Here is a 24,096-nt window from a genome sequence, read left to right on the forward strand (position 1 = left end):
TGCCCACCACGAAATGCACGAGACGAACGAGGTATCGCACGCAGATGGGGAACGGGAACACAGCATTCGTCCACAGGAACGCGAGCCTGCTCTCGGTCGAGATGACTCTTCCGCAGGTCACGGTGACCTCCGACGAGATCGACGAGATGCTCGCTCCCGCCCGCAAGCGACTGCGCCTGCCCAAGGGCGTGCTGCAGCGGGTGGCAGGGGTCTACGAGCGCCGCTGGTGGCGTGATCCGCAGAACGGCTGGAAGCAGGGCGTCGTGCTCGCCGCCGAGCGCGCCATGGCCAAGGCCGGGATCATGCGCGACCAGGTCGGGCTGCTGATCAACGCCTCGGTCTCCCGCCAGCATCTGGAGCCCGCGGTCTCCACCGGTATCCATCACTCGCTCGGGATGCCGTCCAGCTGCATGAACTTCGACATCACCAATGCCTGCCTGGGCTTCGTCAATGCGATGACGATGGCCGCCGGCATGATCGACGCCGGGCAGATCCAGTACGCGCTGATCGTCGGGGCGGAGGATGTCGAGCAGGTCCAGCGCGGCACGATCGACCGCCTCAACTCCAAGACCTCCACCCGGGCGGACTTCAACAACCAGTTCGCGTCCCTGACCCTGGGGTCGGGAGCCGCCGCCGCCGTCATCGGCCCGGCGGATCTCCACCCCGAGGGCCACCGGCTCAAGCACACCCAGTCCCGCGCCGGCACCGAGCACCATGAGCTGTGCGTCGCGGACATGCAGGACATGCGCACCGACTCCGCCGGGCTGCTCGAGAACGGGATCCAGCTGATCCTGGACACCTGGAAGGGCGCCAACGAGGCCGGTCTCGACTTCAAGAGCATCGACCACGTGATCCCGCACCAGGTGTCTATGGTCTACACCCGCAACTTCTCCAAGATCACCGGAGTGGGGATGGAACGCATCCCGGTGAGCTTCCCCGACTGGGGGAACATCGCCGCCGAGGCGGTGCCGATGACTCTCGCGAGCATCCAGGACGACGTGAAGCGGGGTGAGCGCGTCCTCCTCATGGGCGTCGGCTCCGGACTGAACACCGCGATGATGGAGGTCCAGTGGTGAACACCAGCACCCGGAGCACGGGCCGCCGCCGTGCGGCGACGCCCGACGTCCCCGGCATGCCCGAGGTCGACCCCCGTCTCAGCCGCACTCTCGAGGTGCGCGACCACGCCGGGGAGCAGCGCCGCTGGCACCTGCTGGACTCCGGCCCGCTGCTGGCCGAGCGCGGCATCACCCCGCAGGGCACGCTGCTCGCCGTGCACGGCAACCCCACCTATTCGTTCCTGTTCCGCTCGCTGGTGCGCGAGGACATCCCGTGGCGCCTGATCGCCGTGGACCAGCTGGAGATGGGCTGGTCCGAGCGCACCGGGGTCACGCGCCGCCTGCAGGACCGCATCACGGATCTGTCGCTGCTCACCGATGCGCTCTCGATCCGCGGTCCCGTGGTCACCGTCGGCCACGACTGGGGCGGCATCGTCTCCGTCGGCTGGGCGCTGGACAACCGCCATGACCTCGCCGGCATGATCCTCACCAACACCGGCATCCACCAGGAGCTCGTCGAGAAGCTGCCCAAGGCGCTGCAGCTCGCGACCACGCCGGCGTTCCTGCCCGCGTCGACCTCCCTGACCGACACCTTCCTGCGAACCACCCTCGCGCTGTCGCGGCCGCCGCTGCCCAAGGAGGTCCAGGACGCCTACCTCGCGCCGTACCGCACGCGGGCCCGACGCAAGGGCATCGAGCAGTTCGTCGCCGATATTCCGCCCCATGCCTCGCACCCCTCACGGCCGACCCTCGAGCGCCTCGCCGAGGGCATCCGCGACCTCAAGGTCCCCACCCTGTTCGCCTGGGGCCCACGCGACGTCACCTTCTCCGACCGGTACCTGCGCGATCTCATCGAGCGCGTGCCCCATGCGGACGTGCACCGTTTCGAGAAGACCTCCCACCTGGTCTGGGAGGACGCCGACGTCGCCGGGCTGGTCTCGCAGTGGCTGCGCACGCGGCTGAGCCCGTCGGCTGCGGAGCTCGAGCCCGCCCAGCGGATCACCGCGCCCCGCCCGGTCTCCTCCTACGCGGAGCCCGCCCCGGAGCGCCACGTGGGCGAACCGATCGCCCGCCTGGCCGCCGATCCCGCTCATGCCCACCGACCCGCCGTGGTCGAGATGGCCGGTCCGGATGGCGAGCGCCGGGAGATCTCATGGTCGCTGCTGAACCGCCGGGTCGATGACATCGCCGCCGGTCTGCTCGGGCACGGGGTGCGTCCCGGTGACCGGGTGAGCATCCTCATCACCCCCGGTGCGGACCTCACCGGCGTGCTCTACGCGTGCCTGCGCATCGGTGCGGTAGCGGTCATCGCGGACGCCGGTCTGGGCATCCCGGGCCTCACTCGAGCCGTCATCGGATCCCACCCGGACTGGCTGATCGGCATCAAGACCGCCCTGGTCGGTGCCCGCACGATGGGCTGGCCCGGTCGCCGGATCAGCGTCGAGCAGCTGCCCACGCTGGATCGAGCCGCCCTCGGCGTGGAGTCCTCGATCGCCCAGCTGGCGACGTCCGGGTCGATGATGCGCGACCTCGGCGCCCCGCTCGACGCCGCCTGGCCCGATGCGGACGCCGACGCGGCGATCCTGTTCACCTCCGGCTCCACCGGGCCGGCCAAGGGCGCCGTGTACACCCACCGCCAGATGAGCGCCATGTTCACCGCGGTGGGGGACACCCTGCAGCTGGACCCGGAGCGCGGCCTGGTCGCCGGCTTCGCGCCCTTCGCCCTGCTGGGGCCCGCGCTCGGCGCGCCCACGGTGGTGCCCGACATGGACATCACGCGACCCGGCGAGCTCACGGCCCCGGCGCTCGCGGAGGCCATCGCGGCACTCGGCGAACCCGCCGTGTTCACCGCTCCCGCCGCGCTGCGCAACATCCTGGACACCGCCGGCCAGCTCGATGAGTTCGGGCGCGGTGCGATCGCGAGTGCGGCGAGCTTCTTCTCCGCCGGTGCACCGATCCCGGCGCATCTGCTGCGCGAGCTGCGCGGCCTCATGCCGCACGCGAGAGCGCTCACCCCGTACGGGATGACCGAATGCCTCGCCGTGGCCGCCATCGACCTCGAGGGCATCGAGGCCGCCGGTGAGGGATCGGGAGTCTGCGTGGGCAGGCCTGTGCCGCGCACCGAGATCGCCATCGCCGTCATGGACGAGGACGGCCGCACCACCGGGGAGATCACCAAGGACCCCGGGACGACCGGGGAGATCCTGGTGCGCGCCCCGCACGTGCGCGACCGCTATCTGATGCTGTGGGGGACCACCCACGCCTCGATGCGCTTCGAGGGCTGGCACGCCACCGGCGACGTGGGCCATCTCGACGCCGAGGGCCGCCTCTGGGTCGAGGGCCGTGCGGACCACGTGCTCGCCACCGCCGAGGGGCTGTTCACCCCGGTGCAGATCGAGGACGCCGCCGAGACGGTGCCGACGGTGCGTCGCGCCGGAGCCGCCGTCGTCGGCCCCCGCGGCACCCAGCAGGTCGTCGTGATCCTCGAGACCGAGGACGGCTACCGGCCCGGCAGGCCCGGGAAGCCGCGCGCCGCCGCGACCTCCCTCCAGGAGGCCGTGCGCCGCGCCGTCCGTGAGCGGTCCGGGGCCGAGGTGGTCGCGGTGTTCACCACCAGCGCGCTGCCCACGGACATCCGCCACAACTCGAAGATCGACCGGGCGGCGCTGTCCCGCTGGTCCGGCCAGACCCTGCGCGGGGAGAAGGCCGGGTCGCTGTGAGCGCGCCGACGGTCCTGGTGACCGGGGCCTCCGGCATGCTCGGGGGCGCCGTCGCGACGACCCTGCGCGATCGGGGCGCACGGGTGCGCGCCTTCCAGCGCCGTCCCGCCCAGATCCCCGGCGTCGAGGACGTCACCGGATCCCTCACCGAGGCCGCCGACGTGCGGCGCGCCGTCCAGGGGGCCGACGCGGTCATCCACCTCGCCGCGAAGGTGTCGATCTCCGGACCGGAGCACGAGTACCGCGCGATCAACATCGACGGCACCCGCCACGTCGTGGACGCCCTGCGCGCCCAGGGCGGCGGGACGCTCGTGAACGTGTCCTCCCCGTCGGTCGCCCACCTGGGACGCGCCATCGAGGGGCTCGACGCGACCCCGGCCGATCCCGCGCGCGCCCGCGGGCATTACTCCCGCACCAAGGCCGCCGCCGAGCTGCTCGCCATGGGGGCAGACGGCGAGGACGGCCTGCTGGTGACGACGGTGCGACCGCACATCGTGTGGGGGCCGGGGGACACCCAGCTCGTGGGACGGATCGTGGACCGTGCTCGCAGCGGCCGCCTGCCCCTGCTCGACGAGGGCATGGCGCTGATCGACACTACCTACGTCACCAACGCCGCCGAGGCGATCGTCGCCGCGCACGATCGCATCGAGGACGTGCACGGCGAGAGCTTCGTGATCACCAACGGCGAGCCGCGCACCGTGCGCGACGTGTTCAACGGCTGGTGCGACGCCGCCGGTGTGCGTCGGCCCAGCCTCCGGATCCCCGGCAGCGTGGGCCGCCTCGCGGGCCGCGTCGTGGAACGGATCTGGGAGGCACGGCCCGGGCACGACGAGCCGCCCATGACGGAGTTCCTCGCCGAGCAGATGTCGACCGCGCACTGGTTCGACCAGCGACGCACCCGTGACCGCCTGCAGTGGACGCCGCGCGTCACGATGGACGAGGGCAATGCGCACCTCGCCGCCTGGTTCCGCGAGCACCCGGTCACCGACTGAGCGCTCAGGGCGCCGCAGCCCCTGCCCCCATCCCCTCGCACGGAAGATCCTGGACCACACATGAACCAGCATTCCTCCCATTCCGGCCCCGACGGTGCGCAGGACGCGGACCCCACGGAGGACGAGCTCCTGGCGGAGATCGACGCCGAGCTCGCCGCCGAGCGCACGGCCACCCGGCGAGCCGGCGTGCGGAGGACCGGCGGGGTGCTCCTGGTCGGTTCCGTCCTGGGATGGATCGCGGCGCTCGCGCTGCTGCTGGACAAGGAGATCCTGCTCAAGAACCCCGATGCCACGCTCGGCTGCGACGTCAATCCCTTCATCTCCTGCGGTGACGTGATGATGACCTGGCAGGCCTCGGCGCTGGGGCTTCCCAACCAGGCCATCGGCCTGTCGGGCTTCGCGATCATGGGTGTGGTCGGGGCGCTCATGCTCAGCGGCGTCGCCCTGCCCGCCTGGTTCCGCTGGGCCCGTCTGGGCGGGGTGGCGTTCGCCTTCGGCTACGTCAACTTCCTCGCGATCTCGGCGATCTACGTCATCCACGCGCTGTGCCCCTGGTGCATGGTCGTGTGGACGGTGAGCGCACCGATGTTCTTCGCGACGCTCGCCCGCACCATCGAGGGCGGCGACCTGCGCCTGCCCGCGCCGCTCGCGAACCTGCTGCGGCACTGGGTGATCCTGAGCCTCGCCTGGTACCTGCTGGTCGTGCTCGCGATCCTCACCGGGTTCTGGCGCCAGTGGCTCGCGGTGGCCGGGCTGTACTGACCCACCGTTCCTCCCCAACGCCTCGTCGTCCCCACCGGGCGGGGAGGCCCTGACCAGGCGGCAGCCTTCTCCCTACAGTCGCGGGCATGGGAGCACATGAGGAGTCCTCGCCGGCGCCCCGCGGCGCGGCAGGTCGTCACCGTCGTCACGGACAGGCGCTGATCGAGCGCCGTGACCACACGGAGCCGACGACCCGTCGCCGGCTGTCCCTGCCGTTCCCGCCGCCCTCCGCCCTGGTGGGCATCGCCGTGCTCGTGCTCATCGCGGTGGGGGTCATCCATCTGTCCGGCTCGGGCACCGCCGTGCCGCTGCAGGGCGAGGAGATCGCCAGCCAGCAGGCGGCTGATGAGCAGGCGGACGGCGAGCAGAGCGGTGGGCAGCAGCCGGATGACCACCAGCCCGACGACCAGGGAACCGATGCCGCGGCGGGATCCGCGACCGCACCCGAGGCCACCGGGGAGGCGGGGGAGGACCCGCCGCCATCGAGCCCGCAGTCCGGCGAGGATGCGGGCGAGGTCGTGGTGCACGTCGCCGGGGCCGTGCAGTCCCCGGGCGTCGTCCATCTGCCGCAGGGATCTCGGGTCGAGGATGCCCTGCGGGCCGCGGGAGGCACCACGGAGGACGCCGAGCTGGCGGCCATCAACCTCGCCCGACCCCTCGCGGACGGGGAGCAGATCCATGTGCCCGTCCCGGGGGAGCAGACACCGACCGTCCCTGCGCCGGGTGGCGCCGAGGCCGGTGGAGGCCCCGACGGCGTCCCAGGGGAGGGGGCCGACGGCGGGACCATCGACCTGAACACTGCGAGCGCCGCCCAGCTCGAGGAGCTGCCGGGCGTGGGGCCGTCCATCGCCCAGCGCATCCTCGAGCACCGGGAGAAGAACGGACCGTTCGCCTCGGTCGACGGCCTTCTCGAGGTCTCCGGGATCGGGCCCGCCACGCTCGAGGAGATCCGGGAACGAGCGCGCGTATGAGCATTCGGCGACACTCGCTGAGCCCGTCCCGAGGTCGGTCGCGAGGTCGGTCGCGAGGATGGTCACGAGGGGCGGCGGGGCTGTGAAGCGCTCCGACCTGCGCCTGCTCCCGGCGGCCACCTGTCTCTGGGTCGTGGCGGTGCTCGGGGTCACCGCCGGGGCCGCTGCCGCCGTCGCGGCGACGGCGGCGATCGTCTCGCTCGCGCTGACCACGATCCTGATCGTCGGCACCCCTCGGGTGCGGCACGGGATCTTCGCCCACCTCGGCATCCTGGCGCTGGCCGGGGTGCTGCTGTTCCCGGCGCTGCTGCGCCACGGTGACGCTGCCCGGCAGCTCGAGGAGGCGGCCCGCGACGAGCTGGTCGTCGAGCTGATGGTGGTCGCCTCCGCGGATCCTGCCGCGCCCGATGCGGGCCCGGCATGGTCCCGCGCCGGGATGCAGGTCATGGCCCGCACCGCCCGAGGCACGGCTCGGCTGGGGCGCGACGAGCGGGTGCTGCCGGCGTCGCTCCCGCTGCTGGTGCGGGCCGACGGGAAAGCGGCCGAGGGACTGGAACGGGCCCGCGACGGGGACCGGGTGCTCGTCCGTGGCACTCTGCGCACCAGCGGACGCTTGATCGTGCTCCGTGCCTACGACGCCGCGCCGGTGCCCGGCACGGCCTGGGGCGGTCGGGCGCAGGATCTCCGGCATGAGCTGCGCCGCCAGGCCCGCGCGGCGACGGCGCACCTGCCGGCGGATGAATCCGCCCTGGTGCGCGGTATGACCACCGGGGACACCTCGGGACTCCACGAGGGGACCGAGGAGATCATGCGTCGAGCTGGGATCTCCCACCTGGTCGCCGTGTCCGGAGCGAACATCGCCCTGGTCCTGGCCGCCGTCCTGGGCCCGCTCCTGCTGGCCGGCATGCGACGGCGGCCGCGGATCGCGGTCGCCGCGGTGGTCCTGCTGGGCTACGTGTGGCTGGTCGGCGATGAGCCGAGCGTGCAACGGGCGGCCACGATGGCGGTGCCCCTGCTGGCCGCACGTTTCGCCGGGGTGCGGGCCTCGCCGGTCGCCGCTCTCGCGCTGACCGTCGCTACCTGGTCGATCCTGGACCCGGTCACGTCCGCATCCATCGGCTTCCTGCTCTCCGCGGTGGCCACCGCCGCGATCCTCATCGCCGCGCCGCCCCTGGCCGCGGCTCTCGTCGAGCTGAGCGGGAAACGGCTGGGGGAGGGCCTCGCCCTGGTGATCGCCGTCCCGATGGTCGCCCAGCTGGCCTGCACCCCGCTGCTGATCCTGCTCACGCCCGAGATCTCCCTCTGGGCGGTGCCGGTGAACCTGCTGGTCGGTCCGGTGGTGGGGCCGACCACCGTGATCGGGCTGCTCGCGCTCGTGATCGGCACCTTCTGGCCGGGTGCCGCCGCGGTGCTCAACACGGTCGCCGCCGGCGGCGCGCACCTGGTGCTGCTGATCGCCCGGACCGCCGATGCGCTCCCCGGGTCACGGATCGCGGTCCCCGGGGGCGTCGTCGGTGTGCTCCTGGTGGTCGCGGTGCTCATCGGCCTGACCATCGTCGTCGCCGCCCGGAAGGCGCCGCTGGTGCGATGGGCGGTGGCCGCCGTCCTGGTCGCCGCCCTCGCCCCGACGCTGGGCCGCCTCGTCCCCGGGGGGAACGTGCCCGGATGGACGGTCGCCGCCTGCGCCGTGGGGCAGGGGGATGCAACCCTGCTGCGCGCCGCGGAGGGATCCACAGCAGCTGCCGCGACGACACCGCCTCCGACGGTGCTGATCGACACCGGCCCCGAGCCGGAGGCCCTGCGCGAGTGCCTGGACCGTCTGGGCGTGGACCGGATCGACCTGCTCGTGCTCACCCATCCCCACGCCGATCACGTCGGCGGGCGCGCAGCCCTCACGGGGGCACGGGTGCCGGCCGAGCAGTGGATCTGTCCGCTGCCCGAGGCGACCGATGCGGCCGTGGCCGCCACCCCGGCGACGGTCGCGACCACGGGTCGCACCTGGAGCGTCGACGGTCTCCGCCTGGAGGTGCTGTGGCCGGCCTCCGCCGAGGATGCCATCGCCGCGACCGCTCGGGAGGACGGCTCGGGGGAGGGCGATGCCGCGAACGACTGCTCGGTGGTGGTGGCAGGCACCTGGCCGGACGGCACCCGTCTGGTGTCGCTGGGGGATCTGGAGCCCGCGGCGCAGGCGGCGCTGGAGGAGACGGGCCCCGGTCCTGCGGACATCATCAAGGTCGCCCACCACGGGTCGCGACGTCAGGAACCGGCCCTGTACGACCAGTTGGACGCCGACCTCGCGCTGATCACCGTGGGACAGGACAACACCTTCGGACATCCCACCGAGGAGCTCCTGGACCTCCTGCACGAGGCCGGCACTGCGACGATCCGCACCGATGTCGACGGGACCGTGGTGCTGCCGGCCGCGGACCCCGCGGCGGCTCGATCCGTCGGCCCGGCCAGATAGGATCGTCCAGGTCCCCGAACACCAGAGGAGTTCCCGTGAGCGATGTCGAGTGGCACAGCGTCGCCCTCGCACCGGTCGTGCTCGTCCACGGCACCGAGGCGCTGATCGCTGATCGCGCCGTGCAGCGGCTGCGCACGCTCGCCAAGGAGGCCGATCCGTCGGTCGCCTTCCACGATCTGGTGGGGGAGAACGCCGGTGCCGGCGCTCTGGCCCAGGTCACCAGCCCCTCGCTGTTCGGCGAGCCGCGCTTCGTGATCGTGCCGGAGCTGCAGTCCGCCCCGGACGCGACCGTGCTGGAGCTCCTGGACTACATCCGCAGCCCGGAGCCGGACGTGACCCTGGTGCTGGTCCACCGGGGAGGCAATCGGGGCAAGAAGCTCCTGGACGCGCTGAAGAAGGCCGGCGTGCCTCGGGTCGATGCCAGCCCCGTCAAGCGCGCCGGGGACAAGCAGACCTTCGTCGCCGCCGAGTTCGCCCGGGCCGAGCGGCGGATCCACCCCGAGGCGATCGCCGCCCTCGTCGACGCCTTCGGCGCAGACCTCGCAGAGCTCGCCGCGATCAGCCGTCAGCTCATCGAGGACACCACCCCGGAGCAGGGCCAGCAGGCCCCGCAGCTCTCGCTGCAGGACGTGCACGCCGTGACGGCGGGCCGGGTGGAGTCCACCGCCTTCGCCGTGGCCGACGCCGCGATCGCCGGGCGTGAGCAGGAGGCGCTCCAGCTGCTGCAGCAGGCGCAGCTCGCCGGCGCGGATCCCGTCCCGATCGTCGCCGCGATCGCCTCGAAGATGCGGTCCCTCGCGAAGGCGTCCTCTCCCGGTGCGAGCGCCCGCACCCTCGGCATGCCCGACTGGATGCTGCGCAACCTCACCCGTGAGGCCCGGAACTGGAACGACCGCTCCCTGGCCCGCGCGCTGGAGGCCGTCGCGCGCGCCGATCACGAGGTCAAGGGCGCCGGGCGCGATCCGAGATCGTCCGTGCAGCGGATGGTCATGGAGATCTGTCGGGCCCGCCGCGCCCGTTGAGCGCGCGCCTGCTGACCACAGGCGACGGAGCTCGCGCTCACCGACTCCGTCGGTATCGGGCCGGGCCCGTTCCCCTGGCGGGGAACGGGCCCCGGACCAGAGCCTGTGCACACGCCCGACGCCGGACAGCAGAAGGCCCGGTGCGGACGGATCCGCACCGGGCCTTCATCACCTCGTCAGACGAGGGTGCAGCAATGCTGCGATGTCACTTGGAGGCGCCGGAGACCAGCTTGGCGAGACCGGACTTGCGGTTCGCAGCCTGGTTCTGGTGGATGACACCCTTGGAGACTGCCTTGTCGAGCTTGCGGGATGCGGCCGAGAGGGCCTCACCGGCGGCGGCGGCGTCGCCGGTCGCGACGGCGGCCTTCACCTTGCGGGTGTACGTCCGCAGCTCGGACTTGACGGTGCGGTTCCGCAGACGGGACTTCTCGTTCGTCTTGTTCCGCTTGATCTGGGACTTGATGTTTGCCACGAAGACTCTTCTCTTGTGCTGCTCTGGTGGATCATCCGGGACGGCCGAGGACGGATCCGACGGGGACGGCGGTGGGGACTCGCCTGGAGACGTCGGTACCGGGTCGCTGCCACGGGTACTCGCCCGGGTCGCACGAGCCGTCACCCCTGACACGGCGGGATCACGGCATGCGCACACCGAACGGTATGTCACACATACGGGATGAAACTTTACCAGAAGCCCCTCCCGGGACGTACCCGGTGTGCGGCGTGTCTCCTGCGATCCCGTGCGCCCGTCCTCGGCCCTGCGCGTTCGCTGGGCCGCTGAGTGCAGCTCGCGGCGCACGTCTCCCGGCGCACGAGGCCAGGCACTCGTCGCAAGGCACCCGTCGACGTGCTCAGGAGCGCCAGCCGTGCACCTCGTTCACCGCGGCGGCGACCCGACCGAAGGTCTTCTCGTCCAGGCGTCCACCCTCGCGCCGGACCGTGGCGGGGACGATGCGCAGCAGGCGGTCGGCGCGCACCTCGGAGGGGCGGCCCTTCCGATCCCAGTCGCCGGTTCCGACGTCCACCCAGGTCGATCCGTGCTCATCGGTGATGACCTCGTCCGTCTCCGCGCGGTCCCGCGAGGTGAGCATCAGCGCCACCAGCACCGCCCCGGATCCATCGGTGCCGCCGGCCGCGGCGCTCTCCTCGGCGAGGACCAGCACCGGCCGGTCCTTGCCCTGGGAGGCGTCCTCCTCGTAGTGCACCCAGGTCCACACGATCTCCCCGGGGTCGGGTCGATCATCGGCGTGGGGCGCGTAGGAGATCGCGACCGCACCGGAGGGATCACGATCGGCGAGCACCTGCTCCCCGCCGCCTCCGGACGGCGCCTGCTCGGCAGGGCGCGTGCTGCCGGGGGCGCCGCCACCGCGACCCTGCCGCACCGCACGCACGGCGGCCCGGCCGAGGCCGCGGGCGCTCCGACGCACGGACGGCGAGCGGATCGCGGACCGGAGGAGGGAGGACAGGCTGGAGCCCAGAGACATGGTTCTCGTTTCCTGGGCGCTCTGCGCCCGCATCGGGAGGGTGACGGTGTTAGATGGTAGGCATGCCCTCCACCTCACTGTTCCAGAATGTCGAGGCGGGAGCGGGCGGCGACGAGATGTTCGCGCCCGACGCCTCGGTGCGTCCCACCTATGCGGCCCTGCACGACGCCCTCGCCGGCCTCGGGCCCGAGGAGTTCCGCTCGCGTTCGGAGTCCCTCGCCCACAGCTACCTCGATCAGGGGATCACCTTCGACTACGCGGGTGAGGAACGCCCCTTCCCGATCGACGCGATCCCCCGGGTCATCGACGCCGAGGAGTGGTCCCGCGTCTCCCGCGGCGTCACCCAGCGGGTGCAGGCCCTGGAACGCTTCCTCGATGACCTCTACACCGACCGTGCGGCGATCACGGACGGGGTGATCCCCCAGGAGCTCGTCTCCTCCTCGACCTACATCGTCGACGAGATGGTGGGATACCAGCCGCCCAACGGCGTGCGCATCCACATCTCCGGCATCGACCTGGTGCGGGACGGCGCCGGCGAGTTCCGCGTGCTGGAGGACAACGTGCGCACCCCCAGCGGCGTGAGCTACGTGCTCTCGAACCGTCGCGCCATGGCGCAGACCTTCCCCGAGCTGTTCGCCCATCGTCCGGTGCGGCGCGTGGGCGAGTACCCGGGGCGGCTGCTGAGCGCGCTGCAGGCCGCGGCGCCGGACATCGCCGATGAGGACCCCACCGTCGTGGTGCTCACGCCGGGCCGCTACAACAGCGCCTACTTCGAGCACTCCCTCCTGGCTCGCACGATGGGGGTGGACCTGGTCGAGGCCGGTGACCTCGTCGAGCGCAACGAGCGCATCTACATGCGCACCACGGCCGGGCTGCGCCGCGTCGACGTCATCTACAAGCGCACCGACGACGACTTCATCGATCCCGAGGTGTTCCGGCCCGACTCGATGCTCGGGGTCCCCGGTCTGGTGCGAGCCGTGCTGGCCCGCAACGTGGTGGTCGCCAACGCGATCGGCAACGGGATCGGCGACGACAAGCTGACCTACACCTACCTCCCGGACCTGATCCGGTACTACCTGCACGAGGACCCGATCCTCCCCAACGTCGACACCTGGCGGCTCGAGGAGCCGGAGTCGCTGGCCGAGGTGCTGGACCGGCTCGACGAGCTGGTCGTGAAGCCGGTGGACGGCTCCGGGGGCAAGGGCATCGTCATCGGCCCCGCGGCCTCCGTCCAGGAGCTCGACGCCCTGCGGAAGCGGCTGCTCGCCGACCCCCGCGGGTGGATCGCGCAGCCCGTGGTGCAGCTGTCCACCATCCCGACCCTGGTCGACGGCGGCCCCGAATGCCGTCACGTGGATCTGCGACCGTTCGCGCTGAACAGCGGGGACGACGTCTGGGTGCTGCCCGGCGGGCTCACCCGGGTGGCGCTCCCACGGGGCGAGATGATCGTGAACTCCTCGCGCGGCGGGGGATCGAAGGACACCTGGGTGCTCGCGACCGATCGGCCGGCGGCCGCCGGGACCGGGGCGATCTCCGCGCAGGCCCGGTCGCAGTCCTCGGCCGAGGAGGAGCGGATCGAGGATCCGCTGGACGGGAACTACGACGAGTACGACGACCTCCCCGAGGACCACTCGGAGGAGCCGACGCGGGAGCCCGACCCGGTCACGTCCGCTATTCCGCTCCTGGACCTGCAGGATGCGCTGGATCCCGAGGACGGGCAGACCGTGCCGGACTCGGGAGCAGGCCCCGCCGGGACCAGCACCGACGGGGCCGCCGCGGCGGATGAGGAGGAGGCCGATGATGCTCAGTAGGATCGCCGATTCGATGTTCTGGATCGGGCGCTATGTCGAGCGTGCCGATCAGACCGCCCGCATCCTCGACGTGATGCTCCAGTCGATCACGGAGGACGCCTCCCTGGACGTCCCCGTCGCCTGCGCAGGGGTCTACGAGATCTTCGGGAGCGGGGGAACGGACGAGGCCGACCTCACCGTGCAGCGGGTGCTCGACCGGCTCGTCACCGACCGGCAGAATCCCTCGTCGGTCGCCGGAGCGATGCAGACCGCCCGCGAGAACGCGCGCGGAGCCCGTGAGGCGCTGTCCACCGAGGTCTGGGAGTCGCTGAACACGACCACCCTGGGCATGCCGCGCGGCGTGCGCCCCTCGCGCATGCATGGCGCGTTCCAGTTCGCGAAGGACCGCTGCGCCGTGGTCAACGGGCTGGTCGACTCCTCGATGACCCGTGACGAGGCCTGGCTGTTCCTGCGGATCGGTCAGCTGCTGGAGCGGGTCGACATGATCGCCCGAATCCTGCAGGCGCACGATCTGGACGATTCCTCCGATGCCGCCACCGTGATGCTGCTGCGCAGCTGCAGCGCCCATGAGGCGTACATCCGGTCCTACCGGGGCCGGGTGCGCGCCTCCCACGCGATCGAGTTCCTGCTGCTGGACTCGATCTTCCCGCGCTCGGCGGCGCACTGCCTGCTGGAGATCGACGAGGCGCTCGAGACCCTCGCCAAGCTGCACGGCAGCTCCTTCGACCGGATGGGCACGGCAGAGCCGGGCCGACGGATCGTGGGGCGGGCGGCGGCGAGTCTGCGGTTCCGCTCGCTGGACGACATCGTCGCGGACTTCGAGGACGAGATGGAACAGCTCCAGAAGGTCACCGGGGCGGTCACCCGCGCCCTGGGCACGACCTACTTCCACCCCGCCACCTGACGTCCACCCTGCGACCTGACGTTCCGCCCCGCGACCTGACTTCCGCCCCGCGACCTGATCTCGGCACCGCCTTCCCGACCGCCCTCCGGACCGCGCGCCGAGGTGTGACGTCGGTCCATGGGCGACGGCGGGGCGGGACGGGGCGCGGCCCCCATGAGACGATGAACCGATTGCCCTGCGCAGCCGCGCAGCGGCTCGCTGTGATGAGAGGACGTAAGCCGGTGACCCCGAGGATCGCGGCCGATGAGGCCCGGGACATCCTTCCCGCGTCGACACCCCAGGAGCGGCTGCGGAACTTCTGCATCATCGCGCATATCGACCACGGCAAGTCGACGCTCGCCGATCGCATGCTCCAGATCACCGGGGTGGTCGAGGCACGCGCCATGCGCGCCCAGTACCTCGACCGGATGGACATCGAGCGCGAGCGCGGCATCACTGTGAAGAGCCAGGCCGTGCGCATGCCCTGGCAGGTCGACGGCACGAACTACGCCCTGAACATGATCGACACCCCGGGCCACGTGGACTTCACCTACGAGGTCTCCCGGTCGCTCGCCGCCTGCGAGGGCGCGATCCTGCTGGTCGACGCCGCGCAGGGCATCGAGGCGCAGACGCTCGCGAACCTCTACCTCGCGATGGAGAACGACCTCACCATCATCCCGGTGCTCAACAAGATCGACCTGCCCGGTGCCGAGCCCGAGAAGTATGCGGCGGAGATCGGCCAGCTGGTCGGTGTCGAACCGGACGACGTGCTGCGGGTCTCCGGCAAGACCGGCCTCGGCGTGGAGGACCTGCTGGACCACGTCGTCCGGACCCTCCCGCCCCCGGTGGGCGATGCCGACGCGCCTTGCCGCGCGATGATCTTCGACTCCGTGTACGACACCTACCGCGGCGTGGTCACGTACATCCGCATGATCGACGGATCCCTGAAGTCCCGTGACCGCATCGACATGATGTCCACCGGCGCGCACCATGAGCTGCTCGAGATCGGCGTGAGCTCCCCGGAGCCCCATCCCACCCCGGGCATCGGTCCCGGCGAGGTGGGCTACCTGATCACCGGCGTGAAGGACGTGCGCCAGTCGAAGGTCGGCGACACCATCACCACCTCGATCCGCGGTGCGACCGAGGCGCTCGAGGGCTATGCGGACCCCAAGCCGATGGTGTACTCCGGGCTGTTCCCGATCGATGGCTCCGACTACCCGGTGCTGCGCGACGCCCTGGACAAGCTCAAGCTCAACGACGCCTCGCTGAACTACGAGCCGGAGACCTCCACCGCGCTCGGCTTCGGCTTCCGCGTCGGCTTCCTGGGCCTGCTGCACCTGGAGATCGTCCGCGAGCGTCTCGAGCGCGAGTTCAACCTCGACCTGATCTCCACCGCCCCGTCCGTCGTGTACCACGTGGTCATGGAGGACGGCACCGAGGTGGAGGTCATGAACCCCTCCGACTTCCCCGAGGGCAAGGTCAGCGAGATCAGCGAGCCGATCACGAAGGCCACGATCCTGGTGCCCGCCGAGTTCATCGGCGCCGTCATGGAGCTGTGCCAGTCCAAGCGCGGCAACCTCGGCGGCATGGACTACCTCAGCGAGGACCGTGTGGAGCTGCGCTACACGCTGCCTCTCGCGGAGATCGTCTTCGACTTCTTCGATCAGCTGAAGTCCAAGACTCGCGGTTACGCCTCCCTGGACTACGACGTCTCCGGCTCCCAGACCGCGGATCTCGTGAAGGTGGACATGCTCCTGCAGGGCGAGCCCGTCGATGCCTTCAGCGCGATCGTGCACCGCGACAAGGCGTACAACTACGGCGTCGAGATGGCCGGGAAGCTCAAGAAGCTCATCCCGCGCCAGCAGTTCGAGGTGCCGATCCAGGCCGCCATCGGTGCTCGGATCATCGCCCGCGAGAACATCCGCGCCATGCGCAAGGACGTGCTGTCCAAGTGCTACGGCGGCGACATCTCCCGTAAGCGCAAGCTGCTGGAGAAGCAGAAGGAGGGCAAGAAGCGCATGAAGAACATCGGATCCGTCGAGGTCCCGCAGGAAGCCTTCATCGCCGCGCTCTCCTCCGACGAGGGCGACATGCCCAAGGACTCCAAGAAGAAGTGACGGCCGACGGGGAGTCCAGCCCTCACCGGTCCATGTCCCACCTCAGGAGGAACTCGTGACCAGGAATCCTGCGTCCACGGATCCGGTGGCCACCTCGGCCACCGGATCCGCTGGCACCGTCGCGGCCGTCTGCGTCGTCTCCGCGCTGCACCCCGACGCGGGCGGCGTGGGCACCACGGCGATCGACAAGCGCCCGGTCGACGGCCCGGTGCAGATCGGCGAGCTCGGCCTCTACGCCGATATCCAGGCCGACCGCGCCCATCATGGCGGGCCGGACCAGGCGGTCTACGCCGTGGATGCCGCCGAGCCCGCCCACTGGGCCGAGGAGCTCGGCCGCGAGGTGCCTCCGGGCTCCCTCGGCGAGAACCTGCTGATCGAGGGGCTCGCCGTCGATGATCTCGAGATCGGTGCGCGCGTGCGCGTGGGCACCGCGCTGCTCGAGGCGACCGCACCGCGCACTCCCTGCATGACGTTCCAGCGGTGGATGGGCACCGACGACTTCCGGGCGCAGTACCACCGCCGCGGTCGCACCGGCGTCTACTTCCGGGTGCTCGTGCCGGGCGAGGTGCGCGCCGGCGACCCGGTCGTCGTCGAGCTGACCCCGGGCCACGGCGTGAGCGTCGCCGCGGCCTACGGCGGCGCCCGCGACCGGGACCTCAGCCGTACTCTCGACACCTGGTCGCGGACCAGCGGCGTGGCGTTGCACCGCGAGCTCGCCGCACGCACCGAGCGGCACCTGGCGGGTGAGCGATGAGTTCTGGACCCACCTCCGGGCGCGATCTCTCCGTCTACATCCACGTCCCGTTCTGCGCGGTGCGCTGCGGGTACTGCGACTTCAACACCTACACCGCGACCGAGCTCGGCGGCGGCGGCTCCCAGGCGGAGTATCCGCGCAACGCCATGCGGGAGATGGACCTGACCCTCGCCGCGGACCGCGACGCCGGGTATGACTACGACCGTGTCTCGACGGTCTTCTTCGGCGGCGGCACCCCGACGCTGCTGCCCGCCGATGACCTCGTCGCGATGCTCGACCACCTGCGCACGCTGATCCCGCTCGCGGACGACGCCGAGGTCACCACCGAGGCGAACCCGGACTCCGTCACCCGTGCCTCCCTGTCGCGCCTCGCCTCCGGCGGCATCACCCGGGTCTCCTTCGGCATGCAGTCCGCCGTGCCCTCGGTGTTGCGCACCCTGGACCGCACCCACGATCCCGAGCGGGTGCCACAGGCCGTGGCCTGGGCCCGCGAGGCAGGCCTGTCGGTGAGTCTGGACCTCATCTACGGCACGCCGGGGGAGACTCTCGCCGATGTCGAGACCTCCGTGAAGTCCGCGCTGGCCTGCGACGTGGACCATATGTCCGCCTACTCGCTGATCATCGAGGGCAACACCGCGATGGCCCGCCAGCTGCGTCGCGGCGAGCTCGAGGCCCCGGATCCGGACGACATGGCCGACAAGTACGAGCTGGTCGACGACCTCGCCATGGCCGACGGTCTCTCCTGGTACGAGGTCTCCAACTGGGCCCGCACCGAGGACCAGCGGTCCCGGCACAACCTCGCCTACTGGCGCGGCGGGGACTGGTGGGGGATCGGTCCCGGGGCGCATCGCCATCGCGATGGAATGCGCTCCTGGAACCTGAAGCATCCCAGCCGCTATGCGGCGGCGATGACCGACGGCTCCCTCCCGGTCGCGGATTCCGAGCTGCTCTCCGTGGAGGATCGGCTGCTCGAGCGGATCATGCTCGAGCTGCGGATCGTGGACGGCCTGTCCGTGGACGAGGTCCCCGAGGAGACCCGCCCTCAGCTGGCAGTGCATCGGGATCGCGGCCACCTCGACGCCGACGCTCTCGACGCCGGCCGCGCGGTGCTCACCCGTCAGGGTCGCCTGCTCGCCGACGCCGTCATCCGGGACCTCGTGCCCTGACGTGCTGGCCCGCTGGCCCGCTGGCCCGCTGATCCGCTGACCCGCCGATCCGCTGGCCCGCGATGCGCCCGGTCCGCGTCGGCTCGTCGTCCTCGACACTCCGCTGCCGTGGGGCGACACTGGGGCGATGACGACGCCCACGAGCATCGACGACTTCATCGCCGCGCACGACGAGCCTGCGCGGTCGCGACTGCAGGAGCTGCATGGCCTCGCCCTGGAGGCCGCACCCGAGGCGATCGAGGCCATCAAATGGGGGCACCCTGCGTACCTGCACGCTCAGGGAACGATCCTGTTCGTCATCAGCGCGCACGCGAAGCACACGAACGTCACTGTCACTCCCACCACGCGGCAAGCGTTCGACGATGAGCTCAGCGACGTCGAGACCGGGATGGGCAGCGTGAAGATCCCGTATGACCAGGATGTCCCGAGCGCCCTGCTCCGACGGATGATCGCGTACCGGATCCGCGAGTTCGAGGACGACGGGGTGCTGTGGAAGTAGCGGGGGAGGGGACGGACAGCGCCGGTCCTCGGTCCTCGCTCGTCCGTCGGCTTCGTCCGTCGGCTCTGTTCGTCGCTCCGAGCACCGACGAGGGCCCGACGATCCAGCGATCGTCGGGCCCTCGTCGGTGCTTCCGGTGCAGGTCAGACCGGCTGGCTGGTCACTTCACCAGGCGGAGGTTGAACGGGTAGCTCCACCACTGACCCTGGTTCGCCTTGACGGCGCCGAGGATCGAGAAGACCAGCTGGATCAGGACAGGGATCCCGGCCAGAGGGAACAGCGCCCAGCCGACAGTGAAAGTCAGCACTCCGAATATTCCGATGGCCACCCAGAGGACGACCGTCGCGATGGCGACCGTGATCGCTCCGTTGAGGGCCTCCGCCGCATGGAAGCGGACGAAGCGGCTGCGGTCCTTGTAGACCAGGAAAATGATCAGCGGCCCGACCCAGCCGAGGAAGCCCCAGCTGACCACGTGGCCGAGCGTGACGGCGAGCTGGGAGAACATCGCCCACATGCGGGTGTCGGAGTCGTTGAGGCCCGGGCCCGAGAGCTGCCCCTCGAAGACGCCCTTCGTGCCGGGCGGCGGCACATCGGTGCTCTGCGGGCCGGCCTGCGGGGCCTGCTGCTGACCGTACGCACCCTGCTGGGCGTATCCGCCGTGCTGGCCCGGGCCTGCCCCGGCGGCTGCGGCGTAGGGATCCTGGGCGTTGCCGCCGTCGGCTGACGGGGCGGGCGCGCCGTACGGCGAGGCGGCAGAGGGCTCCGCAGCGGACCACTGCGGTCCCGCTGAACCGGGGCCGTACGGACCTGGAGCGGCCGAGGCCGCCGAGCCGGCAGAGGGGGCGGAGGCACCTGCGGGCTGGGTGCTCGCGGCAAAGGGGTCGTGCGGGTGCAGGGCCGGGTCGGAGGTGGGGCTCGCCTGGTCCTCGGAGTACGGGTTCGAGGCGGCCGGCTGCTCGGGAACGTCGGCGCTGGGCTCGTTGCCGAACGGATCGTGCGGGTGCGGAGTCTGGCTCATGATTCCTTCTTCGACGGGGCCGACCTCGGGGGTCGACCGCTGGCTGATGCAGACAGCCTAACGAGACGATCACGGGGGATCACGGGAGTGGACCGCCGGATCACCTGGGGGTTTTCCCCCGGGTGCGGTGCGTCGGATCGGTGCAGACCGGGTCAGGCAGGATCAGGCAGGGTCCACGGTCACGAAGTCGATGAGCTCCTCGATCCGGCCGGACAGCGACGGTTCGACGTCGGCATAGGAGCGCACCGTGGACAGGATCCGCTTCCAGCCCAGTCCGATGTCGGACTTGTCCGCATGGGGCCAGCCGAGAGCGGCGAGCGAGCCGACCTTGATATCGGTGCCCTTGGGGATGTGCGGCCACTCCCGCAGCCCCACACGGGCCGGACGCACTGCCTGCCAGACGTCGACATACGGGTGGCCGAGCACCGCGACGTTGCCGCGCGCGCCGCCCAGCTTCATGACGTCGGCGGCGATGCGGGACTCCTTCGAGCCCGGGACCAGGTGGTCCACCAGGATCCCCAGGCGGCGACCGGCCGACGGGCCGAACTCCTGCACCCGCTCGACGAGGTTGTCCGCGCCCTCCAGCTGCTCGACGACGATGCCCTCGATACGGAGGTCATGCCCCCAGACCTTCTGGATGAGCTCCGCATCGTGGGTGCCCTCGACCCAGATCCGTGAGGCGCGGGCGGTGCGCGCCGTGGCGCCCTCGACATAGACCGACCCGCTCGCGGAACGCCTGCGCACCGGCGCCTGCGCTCGTGCCGCGGCCCGGGTGAGGACGACGGGCCCGCCGTCGATCATGAACCCGGGGCCGAGGGGGAAGGTGCGTCGGGCGCCCCGGCCGTCCTCGAGCTCGACGATCATCTCGCCGGCGATCTTCTCGACCCGCGTGATGGCGCCGGTGAAGCCGGTCGAGGCCTCCTCGACGACGAGATCGCGCTGCGCGGGGACCTCGCGGGCCACCGGGCGGCGACGATGGTGGGCAGGGGGACCGGAGGACAGCACGTCATGGCCGTACCGGTCGGGGAAGTGATCGGACGCTGCAGGCACGCGCGACACCTTACCCTCGTGGCGAACACCTCTCCGCGAGCACCGCCGGGGACGCGTAGGATTGGCACTCGGCGCGGGTAAGTGCCAGCGGTCCCCGAGGCCGCGGTCGGCCCCGTCGGACGAGACTCGAAGCAACGACGGAACGCAGGGAGGTGGGGGACACGGACGCCCGGAAGCTGCAGATCCTCGGCGCGATCGTCGAGGACTACGTCTCCACCCGTGAGCCCGTCGGCTCCAAGTCGCTGCTGGACCGCCACGAGCTCGGCGTCTCCGCCGCGACGGTGCGCAACGACATGTCCTCGCTCGAGGAGGAGGGTCTGATCCATCAGCCCCACACCTCCGCGGGCCGGATCCCGACCGACAAGGGCTATCGCGCCTTCGTCGACCATGTCGCGACGGTCAAGCCGCTGTCCGCCCCCGAGCGCCGGGCGATCCGGACATTGCTGGAGGACGTCGGCGACGTCGAGGAGCTCCTGGGCCGGACCGTGCGCCTGATGGCGCAGCTGACCCAGCAGGTCGCCATGGTGCAGTACCCGGCGCGGCGCCAGGCCCGCATCCGCCACGTCGAGCTGGTCAAGGTCGCCGAGTCTCTGCTGCTGGTCGTGCTCATCACCGAATCCGGTCGGGTCGATCAGCGCACCGTCCCCGTGCTCTCCCCCCGACCCGCCGAGTTCTACGGCGAGCTGCGCGACCAGCTCAACCGGGCCGTCTCGGGGCGCGAGGTCACCGACCTGCAGCGCCCTCTGACGGACCTCTGCGAGACCCTGCCACTCGTGGACCGCGCCGCTGCCACCGAGGTGGCGGACGCGCTCGCAGCCCTGGCCGCGACCCGCGCGGAGGACCGGATCATGCTGGCCGGGACCTCCAACATCGCCCGCTCGGCCCAGGACTTCGCCCGGGACGTGGAACCGCTTCTCGACGTCCTGGAGGAGCAGCTGGTGCTGATGCGCCTGTTCACCGAGATGCATGCCTCACCGGGTGCCGTCGAAGTGCGCATCGGCGCCGAGCTGCATGATCAAGCGCTGCATCAGGCGGCGGTCGTGGGCGCCGGATACGGGGCAGGATCGCACCTCGCGATCCTCGGACCCAGCCGTATGGACTACGTCGCCGGCATCTCGACCGTGCAGGCCATCGCCCGGTACGTGTCGCGCTATCTCGAATGACCCGGGGGCGTGCACGCCTGGCGCCCCAGCTCCCCGCAGGAACCCCACAGCATCCATCACTGACCGTGCCCGTCCGCCGCGATCTGCGGCCCCGGGCGCCCCGACTCCCCGGTAAGGATCCTTCACCGTGAACGACGACTACTACGAGCTCCTCGGCGTCTCCCGCGACGCCTCGACCGAGGAGATCAAGAAGGCGTACCGGAAGCTCGCCCGGACCCTCCACCCGGACGTCAACCCCGACCCCGAGGCCTCCGAGCGCTTCAAGAAGGTCTCGCAGGCCTACGAGACCCTGTCCAACGCGGACAAGCGCCGCCAGTACGACATGGGCGGCGGCCCGGGCATGGGCGGTGGCGGTGGCTTCGGCGGCTTCGGTGGCAGCGCCGGCTTCGACGTCAACGACATCTTCGACATGTTCGCCGGGGCCGCCGGCATGCGCGGTCGCAACCAGGGCCCCGTGCCCCGCCAGCGTCGCGGCGGCGACGTGCTGCGCCGGGTCAAGATCGACCTGCGCGACGTCGTCTTCGGCACCGAGAAGGAGGTCTCCTTCCGCACCGCGGTGCTCTGCGAGCACTGCAACGGGGCCTGCGCCGAACCCGGTACCAGCCCCACCCGCTGCACGGCCTGCAACGGCAGCGGCCACGTCCAGCGCGTCGCCCAGTCCCTCCTGGGCCAGATGGTGACCATGGCGCCGTGCCCGACGTGCGAGGGCCACGGCGACGTCATCGAGACCCCTTGCACCGTCTGCTCCGGCCACGGGCGCACGCCCTCCGAGCGCTCGGTCACCGTGCGCATCCCCTCCGGCGTCGAGAACGGCACCCGGATCCAGCTGCGCGGCGAGGGCGAGACCGGTGAGGCCGGCGGTCCCTCCGGTGACCTCTTCGTGGAGCTCGCCGTCACCGAGCACGAGATGTTCGTGCGTGACGGGGAGGATCTGGTGATCACCATGGCCGTGCCGATGACCTCGGCGGCGCTCGGCGCGACCATCCCGCTGGAGACCTTCGACGGCGCCCAGGAGATCGATGTGAAGCCGGGCGCTCAGCCCGGGGACGAGATCACCCTCAAGGGCCTCGGCGTGACCCCGCTGCGGCGCGAGCGCCGCGGCGACGTGCGCGTCGTGCTCGATGTCGCCGTGCCCACGACGCTCAGCGACGAGGAGCGCGATCTGCTCCAGCAGTTCGCGGACCTGCGCGGCGACGAGAGCACCCGGCGCAAGGGCCACGGCCCCTTCGCCAAGCTCCGCGATCGCCTGCGCGACCTCTGAGGTGCTGACATGCCCACCACCCCGCCCGGGTTCCTGATCCTCGACGCCGCTCTCGAGACGGCGCGCGAGGGTGACGCTCTGACCCTGGGCGGGGACGAGGGCAAGCACGCCGCCAAGGTGGCCCGCATCGGGGTGGGGGAGCAGATCCTGCTCACCGACGGGCCGGGCCATCAGGTGCTCGCCGAGGTGGCCGCCGCCCGCAAGGAGGCCCTGGACCTGCGGTTGCTCACGGACCCGGCGCCCGCGGTGCAGCGACTGCCGCAGCTCGCCCTGGTCCAGGCGCTCGCGACGGGCGGGCGCGACGAGCAGGCCGTCGAATCCGCCACCGAGCTCGGGGTGGATCGGGTGGTGCCGTGGATCGCCCGCCGCTCCGTCTCCGTGTGGCGCGGCGAGAAGCTCGCCAAGGGTCGTGCGCGCTGGACCGGCACGGTGCGGGCCGCCGTGAAGCAGTGCCGTCGGCCCGGGATCCCCGTCGTCGACGCCCCGGCCACCACTCGCGAGCTCGTCGCCGACCTGCGTGAGCGCTCCGCCGCAGGCAGCCTCGTGCTGGTCCTCCACGAGCAGGAGTCCGTGGGTCTCCTGGAGCTCGCCGACGAGCTGCGGGCCGCGAGCGAGCACGGGGTCGAGGAGATCGTCGTGATCGTGGGGCCCGAGGGCGGCATCGACCCCGAGGAGCTCGACGCACTGCGCGAGGCCGGAGCCCGCTCGGTGCTGCTGGGACCCGAGGTGCTGCGCTCCTCGACCGCCGGGCCCGCGGCGCTCGCGGTGCTCAGCGGGCTCCTCGGTCGCTGGGGCTGAGCCTTCCTCGCCCTGCCCTGAGCTTCCATCGCCTAGCGCGCGTCGCCGCTCAGATCGGAGCTCGGACGTCTCGCACGCCCCGATTCCCTCGATTCGTGTCGCTCGTGGG

Annotated in this window: 20 protein-coding genes; 16 read left to right on the plus strand and 4 right to left on the minus strand. The window is 71.4% G+C overall.

The features are described from left to right. Positions 1 to 44: 44 nt before the first annotated feature. From ABD093_RS09475 to holA, 7 genes are all read left to right on the plus strand, one after another. Positions 45 to 1,076 (plus strand): 3-oxoacyl-ACP synthase III, encoded by a 1,032-nt coding sequence (locus ABD093_RS09475; RefSeq protein ID WP_193117553.1) that lies wholly within the window; start codon positions 45 to 47, stop codon positions 1,074 to 1,076. 56 nt (positions 1,077 to 1,132) lie between these two features. Next, positions 1,133 to 3,775 (plus strand): alpha/beta fold hydrolase, encoded by a 2,643-nt coding sequence (locus ABD093_RS09480; RefSeq protein ID WP_193117610.1) that lies wholly within the window; start codon positions 1,133 to 1,135, stop codon positions 3,773 to 3,775. Continuing rightward, on the plus strand, positions 3,772 to 4,767 hold the full coding sequence (locus tag ABD093_RS09485; protein ID WP_343924016.1) for an NAD-dependent epimerase/dehydratase family protein: 996 nt from the start codon (positions 3,772 to 3,774) through the stop codon (positions 4,765 to 4,767). The genes ABD093_RS09480 and ABD093_RS09485 overlap by 4 nt, the downstream gene beginning before the upstream one ends. A 60-nt stretch (positions 4,768 to 4,827) precedes the next feature. Continuing rightward, positions 4,828 to 5,529: a vitamin K epoxide reductase family protein gene (locus ABD093_RS09490; RefSeq protein WP_343924017.1), complete on the plus strand. Its 702-nt coding sequence runs from the start codon at positions 4,828 to 4,830 to the stop codon at positions 5,527 to 5,529. Positions 5,530 to 5,615: 86 nt separating this feature from the next. Next, positions 5,616 to 6,500, plus strand: coding sequence for a ComEA family DNA-binding protein (locus ABD093_RS09495; protein ID WP_343924019.1), 885 nt, complete (start codon positions 5,616 to 5,618; stop codon positions 6,498 to 6,500). A gap of 82 nt (positions 6,501 to 6,582) precedes the next feature. Continuing rightward, entirely contained in the window at positions 6,583 to 8,964 is a 2,382-nt protein-coding gene (locus ABD093_RS09500) for a ComEC/Rec2 family competence protein (protein WP_343924021.1), read from the plus strand. A 35-nt stretch (positions 8,965 to 8,999) separates the two neighbouring features. Beyond that, complete coding sequence (gene holA, locus ABD093_RS09505) at positions 9,000 to 9,986, plus strand: DNA polymerase III subunit delta (protein WP_343924023.1); 987 nt, start codon at positions 9,000 to 9,002, stop codon at positions 9,984 to 9,986. 205 nt (positions 9,987 to 10,191) lie between these two features. On the opposite strand, the gene rpsT is transcribed toward holA, so the two are convergent. Together rpsT and ABD093_RS09515 are read right to left on the minus strand one after the other, a co-directional pair. Then, positions 10,192 to 10,458, minus strand: coding sequence for a 30S ribosomal protein S20 (gene rpsT, locus ABD093_RS09510; RefSeq protein ID WP_343924025.1), 267 nt, complete (start codon positions 10,456 to 10,458; stop codon positions 10,192 to 10,194). Between the two features lie 376 nt (positions 10,459 to 10,834). Continuing rightward, positions 10,835 to 11,467 carry a type II toxin-antitoxin system PemK/MazF family toxin gene (locus tag ABD093_RS09515; protein WP_343924027.1) on the minus strand — a complete coding sequence of 211 codons (633 nt, stop codon included), beginning with the start codon at positions 11,465 to 11,467 and terminating at the stop codon, positions 10,835 to 10,837. Positions 11,468 to 11,529: 62 nt separating this feature from the next. On the opposite strand from ABD093_RS09515, the gene ABD093_RS09520 reads away from it, so the two are divergent. From ABD093_RS09520 to ABD093_RS09545, 6 genes are all read left to right on the plus strand, one after another. Next, positions 11,530 to 13,278 carry a circularly permuted type 2 ATP-grasp protein gene (locus tag ABD093_RS09520; RefSeq protein WP_377802470.1) on the plus strand — a complete coding sequence of 583 codons (1,749 nt, stop codon included), beginning with the start codon at positions 11,530 to 11,532 and terminating at the stop codon, positions 13,276 to 13,278. Continuing rightward, entirely contained in the window at positions 13,265 to 14,182 is a 918-nt protein-coding gene (locus ABD093_RS09525) for an alpha-E domain-containing protein (protein WP_343924029.1), read from the plus strand. The genes ABD093_RS09520 and ABD093_RS09525 overlap by 14 nt, the downstream gene beginning before the upstream one ends. A 203-nt stretch (positions 14,183 to 14,385) precedes the next feature. After that, positions 14,386 to 16,278: a translation elongation factor 4 gene (lepA, locus tag ABD093_RS09530; protein ID WP_226850141.1), complete on the plus strand. Its 1,893-nt coding sequence runs from the start codon at positions 14,386 to 14,388 to the stop codon at positions 16,276 to 16,278. A gap of 55 nt (positions 16,279 to 16,333) precedes the next feature. Further along, a complete protein-coding gene (locus tag ABD093_RS09535) occupies positions 16,334 to 17,032 on the plus strand; it encodes an MOSC domain-containing protein (RefSeq protein ID WP_343924032.1) in 699 nt (232 codons plus the stop codon). Then, positions 17,029 to 18,198 carry a radical SAM family heme chaperone HemW gene (gene hemW / locus ABD093_RS09540; protein ID WP_343924034.1) on the plus strand — a complete coding sequence of 390 codons (1,170 nt, stop codon included), beginning with the start codon at positions 17,029 to 17,031 and terminating at the stop codon, positions 18,196 to 18,198. Before ABD093_RS09535 ends, hemW begins: the two co-directional genes overlap by 4 nt. 127 nt (positions 18,199 to 18,325) lie before the next feature. Next, a complete protein-coding gene (locus ABD093_RS09545; RefSeq protein ID WP_343924036.1) occupies positions 18,326 to 18,697 on the plus strand; it encodes an iron chaperone in 372 nt (123 codons plus the stop codon). 160 nt (positions 18,698 to 18,857) lie between these two features. On the opposite strand, the gene ABD093_RS09550 is transcribed toward ABD093_RS09545, so the two are convergent. Both ABD093_RS09550 and ABD093_RS09555 read right to left on the minus strand, forming a co-directional pair. Then, on the minus strand, positions 18,858 to 19,715 hold the full coding sequence (locus ABD093_RS09550) for a DUF4870 domain-containing protein (protein ID WP_343924038.1): 858 nt from the start codon (positions 19,713 to 19,715) through the stop codon (positions 18,858 to 18,860). Between the two features lie 162 nt (positions 19,716 to 19,877). Further along, the gene (locus ABD093_RS09555) at positions 19,878 to 20,774 is read right to left on the minus strand and encodes a DUF3097 domain-containing protein (protein ID WP_343924040.1); all 897 of its coding nucleotides are present in this window, start codon (positions 20,772 to 20,774) and stop codon (positions 19,878 to 19,880) included. A 143-nt stretch (positions 20,775 to 20,917) separates the two neighbouring features. Between ABD093_RS09555 and hrcA the strand changes: the two genes are divergently transcribed. From hrcA to ABD093_RS09570, 3 genes are all read left to right on the plus strand, one after another. Beyond that, positions 20,918 to 21,928, plus strand: coding sequence for a heat-inducible transcriptional repressor HrcA (hrcA, locus tag ABD093_RS09560; protein ID WP_343924042.1), 1,011 nt, complete (start codon positions 20,918 to 20,920; stop codon positions 21,926 to 21,928). A gap of 127 nt (positions 21,929 to 22,055) precedes the next feature. Beyond that, positions 22,056 to 23,189 carry a molecular chaperone DnaJ gene (gene dnaJ, locus ABD093_RS09565; protein WP_343924044.1) on the plus strand — a complete coding sequence of 378 codons (1,134 nt, stop codon included), beginning with the start codon at positions 22,056 to 22,058 and terminating at the stop codon, positions 23,187 to 23,189. 9 nt (positions 23,190 to 23,198) lie between these two features. Further along, positions 23,199 to 23,987, plus strand: a complete 789-nt coding sequence (locus ABD093_RS09570; protein WP_343924046.1) for a 16S rRNA (uracil(1498)-N(3))-methyltransferase — start codon at positions 23,199 to 23,201, stop codon at positions 23,985 to 23,987. The last annotated feature ends 109 nt before the right edge of the window (positions 23,988 to 24,096 follow it).

This window comes from Brachybacterium tyrofermentans, from assembly GCF_039526165.1.
GTDB classification, from domain to species: domain Bacteria; phylum Actinomycetota; class Actinomycetes; order Actinomycetales; family Dermabacteraceae; genus Brachybacterium; species Brachybacterium tyrofermentans.